The 6042-nt window shown below is 63.1% G+C and carries 8 protein-coding genes; 4 read left to right on the forward strand and 4 right to left on the reverse strand.

What is annotated here, in order from left to right; genetic code table 11:
• Positions 1 to 759, reverse strand: a 759-nt coding sequence (locus tag AC1Q6D_RS33000; protein WP_103406911.1) for a recombinase family protein, incomplete at its 3' end; no start/stop codon positions are given.
• A 201-nt stretch (positions 760 to 960) separates the two neighbouring features.
• Here AC1Q6D_RS33000 and AC1Q6D_RS33005 point away from each other — a divergent pair.
• Genes AC1Q6D_RS33005 through AC1Q6D_RS33015 form a run of 3 tightly spaced genes read left to right on the forward strand, consistent with a single transcriptional unit; the run spans position 961 to position 4607 of the window.
• The gene (locus AC1Q6D_RS33005) at positions 961 to 1200 is read left to right on the forward strand and encodes a ribbon-helix-helix domain-containing protein (protein ID WP_003089107.1); all 240 of its coding nucleotides are present in this window, start codon (positions 961 to 963) and stop codon (positions 1198 to 1200) included.
• A complete protein-coding gene (locus tag AC1Q6D_RS33010) occupies positions 1200 to 1610 on the forward strand; it encodes a putative toxin-antitoxin system toxin component, PIN family (protein ID WP_003150546.1) in 411 nt (136 codons plus the stop codon). Before AC1Q6D_RS33005 ends, AC1Q6D_RS33010 begins: the two co-directional genes overlap by 1 nt.
• A gap of 3 nt (positions 1611 to 1613) precedes the next feature.
• Entirely contained in the window at positions 1614 to 4607 is a 2994-nt protein-coding gene (locus tag AC1Q6D_RS33015) for a Tn3 family transposase (RefSeq protein ID WP_003299771.1), read from the forward strand.
• A 12-nt stretch (positions 4608 to 4619) separates the two neighbouring features.
• Here AC1Q6D_RS33015 and AC1Q6D_RS33020 read toward each other — a convergent pair whose 3' ends face one another.
• The 3 genes from AC1Q6D_RS33020 to AC1Q6D_RS33030 are packed head-to-tail and all read right to left on the reverse strand — an operon-like array spanning position 4620 to position 5478.
• Positions 4620 to 4832, reverse strand: coding sequence for a GDCCVxC domain-containing (seleno)protein (locus AC1Q6D_RS33020; protein ID WP_003089113.1), 213 nt, complete (start codon positions 4830 to 4832; stop codon positions 4620 to 4622).
• Between the two features lie 7 nt (positions 4833 to 4839).
• Positions 4840 to 5115 carry a mercury resistance system periplasmic binding protein MerP gene (gene merP / locus AC1Q6D_RS33025; RefSeq protein ID WP_003150552.1) on the reverse strand — a complete coding sequence of 92 codons (276 nt, stop codon included), beginning with the start codon at positions 5113 to 5115 and terminating at the stop codon, positions 4840 to 4842.
• A 12-nt stretch (positions 5116 to 5127) separates the two neighbouring features.
• Positions 5128 to 5478 carry a mercuric transporter MerT family protein gene (locus AC1Q6D_RS33030; RefSeq protein WP_003089115.1) on the reverse strand — a complete coding sequence of 117 codons (351 nt, stop codon included), beginning with the start codon at positions 5476 to 5478 and terminating at the stop codon, positions 5128 to 5130.
• 74 nt (positions 5479 to 5552) lie between these two features.
• Between AC1Q6D_RS33030 and merR the strand changes: the two genes are divergently transcribed.
• Complete coding sequence (gene merR, locus AC1Q6D_RS33035; RefSeq protein ID WP_003089120.1) at positions 5553 to 5951, forward strand: mercury resistance transcriptional regulator MerR; 399 nt, start codon at positions 5553 to 5555, stop codon at positions 5949 to 5951.
• The last annotated feature ends 91 nt before the right edge of the window (positions 5952 to 6042 follow it).

Here is a 6042-nt window from a genome sequence, read left to right on the forward strand (position 1 = left end):
GCCATAGGGCTCCAGGCAGTAGCGCTCAATGTTCTCCGTGGCCCGCTTCCGGCCGCGCACGAACTTGCTGTTATTCACCACCGCGAGGCGCAGGGTGACGGTGGCCACCCGCTCGGCGGCGGGCGGCTCTGCCGGCGACGCGGCCGAAGGCTGCTGGTCGCGTGACCTGGCGCTCTTCTGGTACGCGCCGATCTCGACACCACGGTGGCGCAGGTAGCTGTACAGCGTGCTCTTGGAGATGTGCAGCTTCTCGCCGATCGCGCTGACGCTCAGGCGACCTTCGCGGTAGAGGGTTTCGGCCGCCATGGCGGTGGCCTCAGCCTTGGCTGGCAGGCCCTTGGGACGGCCACCGATCCGGCCACGCGCCCGTGCGGCCGACAGACCCGCCTGAGTCCGCTCGCGGATCAGCTCGCGCTCGAACTCCGCCAGCGAGGCGAACAGGTTGAACACCAGGCGGCCTTGGGCGTGGGTGGTGTCGATGGGGTCATTCAGGCTCTGTAAGCCGACCTTGCGCTCTGCCAGCTCGCCGACCAACTCGACCAGGTGCTTGAGGGAACGCCCAAGGCGATCCAGCTTCCAGATCACCACGGCATCACCCGGCCGCACGTTGGCCAGCAGTTTGTCCAACTCCGGCCGGGCGCTTTTCGCGCCGCTGGCGATGTCTTGGTAGATGCGTTCGCACCCGGCCTGTTTCAGGGCATCGACTTGTAGGTCGGCTTTCTGATCCCGAGTGCTCACTCGCGCATAACCGATCTTCATCAAAAGTACTGTTTACTCGACTACGTTAGTAATAGTTGAACTTTGATTAAGCGTACCAGTTATTTGAACCGTAGCGCGGGGAGCTTAACGAACCGAGCCATTCCTCGATAGAGTTCGGCAAAACCTTCGTTTTGTCGAACCATTGCATCGCCCTTTGTGATTGGCGTATAAACACACAAACACCTATTAGCGGAGAACGCTATGAATACCATTCGCTGGAATGTCGCCGTCTCGGCCGACACCGACCAGTCGCTTCGGATGTTTCTGGCCAGCCAGGGCGGCGGCCGTAAGGGCGACCTGTCGCGCTTCATCGAAGAAGCGGTACGGGCACACATCCTGGAGCTGAGCGCTGAGCAGGCCAAGGCCGCTAACGCCCATCTGAGTGAGGCAGAATTGACCAACGCGGTTGACGAAGCGCTCGACTGGGCACGTAAGCGCTGATGCGGGTCGTGTTGGATACCAACATCCTGTTCAGCGCCCTGATCTCGCCACATGGCGCGCCCGATGCGATCTACCGTGCCTGGCGGGCGGCGCGTTTCGAGGTGGTGACCTCGCGGATGCAACTCGATGAAATTCGTCGAGCCAGCCGCTATCCCAAGCTTCAGGCCATCCTACAGCCCGCCAAGGTGGGCGCCATGATCAATAACCTGCAACGGGCTGTGGTACTGGAGCGCCTGACCATCGAGGTCGAAGCCGATGATCCGGATGACTCGTTTTTGCTGGCCATGGCCTTGGCGGGCGATGCGGACTACCTGGTAACCGGTGATCGCCGCGCCGGCCTGCTGCAACGCGGGCACATCGAACGCACGCGGATCGTCACGCCCGCCGTGTTCTGCGTCGAGGTGCTGTGATCAATGCCGGTCGGTTTTCTGACTCAAGAGCAACGCGACGGTTTTGGCCGCTATGTTGATTCGCCCAGCCGTGAAGAGCTGGAACGTTACTTCCACCTGAGCGATGAAGACCGTGAAGCCATCCAGGTGCTGCGGGGTAACCATAACCGTCTGGGTTATGCCGTTCTGCTGACCACCGTCCGCTTCGTTGGCGTTCTGCCGGACAAGCCCGCCGCCGTGCCGGTGGAAGTCCTGCAGGTGCTTTGCCGACAACTGGCGATTCCAGACCCCGACTGCCTCCAGCGCTATAGCGATCATCGCCGCTGGATACATGCCACCGATATTCAGAACCGCTTTGGCTATCGTCATTTCACCGATCCGGGCATCGGCTTTCGCTTGAGCCGCTGGCTGTATGCCCTCTGCTGGACGGGCACCGACCGGCCGGGAGTGCTGTTTGAGCGAGCCACCTCGTGGCTGTTCACACAGAAAGTCCTCCTGCCTGGTGTGTCTCAACTAGAGCGCTTTATCGCCCAGTTGCGCAGTCGGGTCGAAGAACGCCTCTGGTTTACGCTGGGCCGCAGCGTGACTGAGGAACAGCGATTGCAACTGCAAGACTTGCTGACGGTGGCCGAAGGCAACCGCAGCTCCCGGCTGGATCAATTGCGCTCCGGCCCGGTCATGGTCAGTGGCCCCGCGTTGATTCGGGCACTGCGCCGGCTCGATGACGTGCGCGGCATCGGCATCACCTTGCCGGCGGCGGCGCACATCCCTCCCAGCCGTATCGCCGCCCTGGCCCGCTTCGCCAACACGGCCAAGGTCACCGCGATTAATCGGCTGCCGGCGTCGCGGCGGATGGCGACACTGGTGGCCTTCGCACTCTGCCTGGAGGCGACTGCGCACGACGACGCACTGGAAGTCCTGGAGGCCTTGCTGCGCGACCTGTTCAGCAACGCGGAGAAGGCCGACAAGAAAGCCCGCATGCGCAGCCTGAAAGACCTGGATCGGTCGGCCGCGACGCTCGCCGCCGCGTGCAAGGTCGTGCTGGACAGCTCGATCAGCGATGACAACGTGCGCGCCCGGCTGTTCAACGACCTGCCGAGGACCACCCTGGAAAAGGCCCTGGAAGAGGTCAACGCGCTGATCCGCCCGGTAGATGACGTCTATTTTCTTGCATTGGAAGCGCGCTACCGCAGCGTGCGCCGCTTCCTGCCCGACCTGCTCAAGCACATCCGCTTCGGCTTCAGCCCGGCCGGCAAGGGCGTGGCGGCTAGTCTGGAGTGGCTGCAACTGAACCTGCCGCGCCGGAAGCCAGAGGATGACGCGCCGCAGGAGATCGTGGCCAAGGCTTGGCAGAAGCACATCACCCGCGAAGATGGCTCCCTCGACATGGGTGCCTATGTGTTCTGCACGCTCGATGCGCTGCGCACGGCCCTGCGCCGCCGCGATGTCTTCGTCTCGCCCAGTTGGCGCTATGCCGACCCGCGTCTTGGCCTGCTCGACGGTGCCGAATGGCTGGCGGCGCGACCGATCATCTGCCGGTCACTGGGCCTGACCATCGACGCCAAAACCACCCTGGACGCCTTGTCCGTCGAGCTGGATGCAACCTGGCTGGCAGTAGCCGCGCGCCTGCCCGACAACCCGGCGATTCAACTGAGCGAGAACACCGAGGGCAAGACCGAACTGTCGCTCGGGGCGCTGGACAAGCTGGACGAGCCCTGCTCGTTGCTGCAACTGCGGGCGGCCGTGTCTGACCTGATGCCGCGTGTCGATCTGCCGGAAATCCTCTTGGAAATCGCCGCCCGCACTGGCTTTTCCGAGGCCTTCACCCATGTCTCCGAACGCAATGCACGCGCCGACAACCTGGTCACCAGCCTCTGCGCGGTGCTGTTGGGCGGGGCCTGCAACACCGGCCTGGAGCCCTTGATCCGCACCGACAACCCGGCGCTGCGCCGTGACCGGCTGTCCTGGGTCAGCCAGAATTATATCCGCGACGACACCCTGTCAGCGGCTAACGCCATCCTGGTCGGAGCGCAAAGCCAACTGGAACTGGCCCAAGTCTGGGGTGGCGGCGAGGTCGCCTCCGCCGATGGCATGCGCTTCGTCGTACCGGTGCGCACCGTGCATGCCGGCCCCAATCCGAAGTATTTCGGCACCGGCCGGGGTGTCACCTGGTACAACCTGATTTCCGACCAATTCTCCGGCCTCAACGCCATCACCGTGCCCGGCACGCTGCGCGACAGCCTGGTGTTGCTGGCGGTCGTGCTGGAACAGCAGACCGAGTTGCAGCCGACGCAAATCATGACCGACACCGGGGCCTACAGCGATGTGGTGTTCGGGCTCTTCCGCCTACTTGGCTACCACTTCAGTCCGCGGCTGGCCGATGTCGGCGGTACCCGCTTCTGGCGCACGCGCCCGGACGCGGACTACGGCAAGCTCAACGGGCTGGCCCGCCAGTCGGTCAAACTCGACCTGATCGCCGAGCACTGGGACGACCTGCTGCGCCTGGCCGGCTCGCTCAAACTCGGCCGGGTGCCGGCGACTGGCATCATGCGCACGCTGCAAACGGGAGATAGACCCACCCGGCTGGCCCAGGCGCTGGCCGAATTCGGGCGGATCGAAAAGACTCTGCACACGTTGACCTATATCGACGACGAGTCCAAGCGCCGCGCCACCCTGACCCAGTTGAACCGAGGCGAAGGCCGGCACAGCCTGGCCCGCGCCGTGTTCCACGGCAAACGCGGCGAGCTCCGCCAGCGCTACCGCGAAGGCCAGGAAGACCAGCTCGGTGCTCTGGGCCTGGTGGTGAACATCATCGTGCTGTGGAACACCCTCTACATGACGGCGGCCGTGGAACGGCTCAAGCAGCACGGCTATCCAGTGCTGGAAGAGGATTTGGCCCGGCTATCGCCGCTGATCTACGAGCACATCAACATGCTCGGGCGGTATTCCTTTGCGGTACCGGAAGAAGTTGCGCGCGGCGAGCTGCGGCCACTGCGTAATCCAGACGACGACCTGTGATCCCCCTAAACGCTATGAGCAACACCCAAGCTGCTGCTGGATCGGCGGGCACTTCACCGAGCCGAACGAACAGAAAACGCAGCAATCCCCTGGGTTGGGGCGCAGCAGCGCCTTGCAGTTGCTGCACTCGTAATAGAACTGGCAGGCGTCCGTGGGCATGGTTTCCGGCTTGGCGAAGCCGCAGCGCGGGCAAGTCAGCACGGACTCAAGGACAATGGCGCTCATCGTGACCTCACTTCTGCACTGTGGAGGGGTATCCCGCGTTCGCGGTCGCCTCAGTCAGTGCCTCGGGCTGGGCCTTATCGGGATCGTAGGTGACGGTCGCCGTCTTCTGGTCGAAATTGACCTGGACGTCACTCACGCCGGACACCTTCTCCAGCGACTTCTTGACCGTGATCGGACAGAGTCCGCACGTCATGTTCTGCACGTCGAGCGTGACGGTTTTCGGGGGAGCCGCCAGCGCCACGAAGGGCAAGGCGAAAAGCACGGCGATCAGCAGTTTGCGCATGGTTAATCTCCTTCAGTAGAACAGCGGGGCGAGCCACGGCACGGCCAATAGGCCGAGCAGCAGCACGCTGACGATCCAGAACACGAGTCGCTGTCGCACGAGCGTGCGCGGATCGGCGCAGGGTGTACCTGGCGTACAAACCTGTGGCACCAGGTAGAGCTTGCGGAATGCCAATCCCAGGAACAGTAGAGTCAACCCGATGAAGAGGGGGCGTAGTGGCTCCATCATGGTCAGAGCGCCCACCCACGTACCGCCGACACCGAGTGCCAACAGCACCAGTGGCCCGACACAGCACACCGACGCACCGATGGCGGTCAGCGAACTCGCGACCAGCGAGCCTTTCCCGGTGAGTTGCATCCCCATTCCCATCTCCTGAGCCTGATTGCCTAGGTGCTATTCTAAACTCCGTACCAAAGTACGGAATCAAGGAGAAAGTGATGGCCACAGAGCTGACCATTGGCAAGCTGGCAGACGCCGCCGGGGTGAACGTCGAGACGATCCGCTACTACCAGCGACGCGGGCTGCTGGATGAACCAGCCAAACCCTTGGGTGGCCATCGGCGCTATCCGGTGGACATGGTGAAGCGACTGCGTTTCATCAAGCGGGCTCAGGCGCTGGGTTTCACGCTCTCGGAAGTCGGTGGACTGCTGACGCTGGATGAGTCGTGCGCCTGTGCCGAAACGCGAGCACGGGCTGCACGCAAGCTCGCGTTGATCGAGCAGAAGATGGCCGACTTGGTCGTCATGCAGCAACTGTTAGGCGAACTGGTGCAGCAATGTGATGCGGGAGACGGCGGAACGATCTGCCCGATCATCGAGGCACTGATCAGAGAGTAATGCCTGGCGGGTGAGCTGGAGATCGGAAAGCCCCTTTACGGTGGGATTCAGAGCTTACGTTGGTTTTTGGTTCCATTGCTCCCCAAACCCC

Source organism: Pseudomonas sp. MT92 (assembly GCF_058792515.1).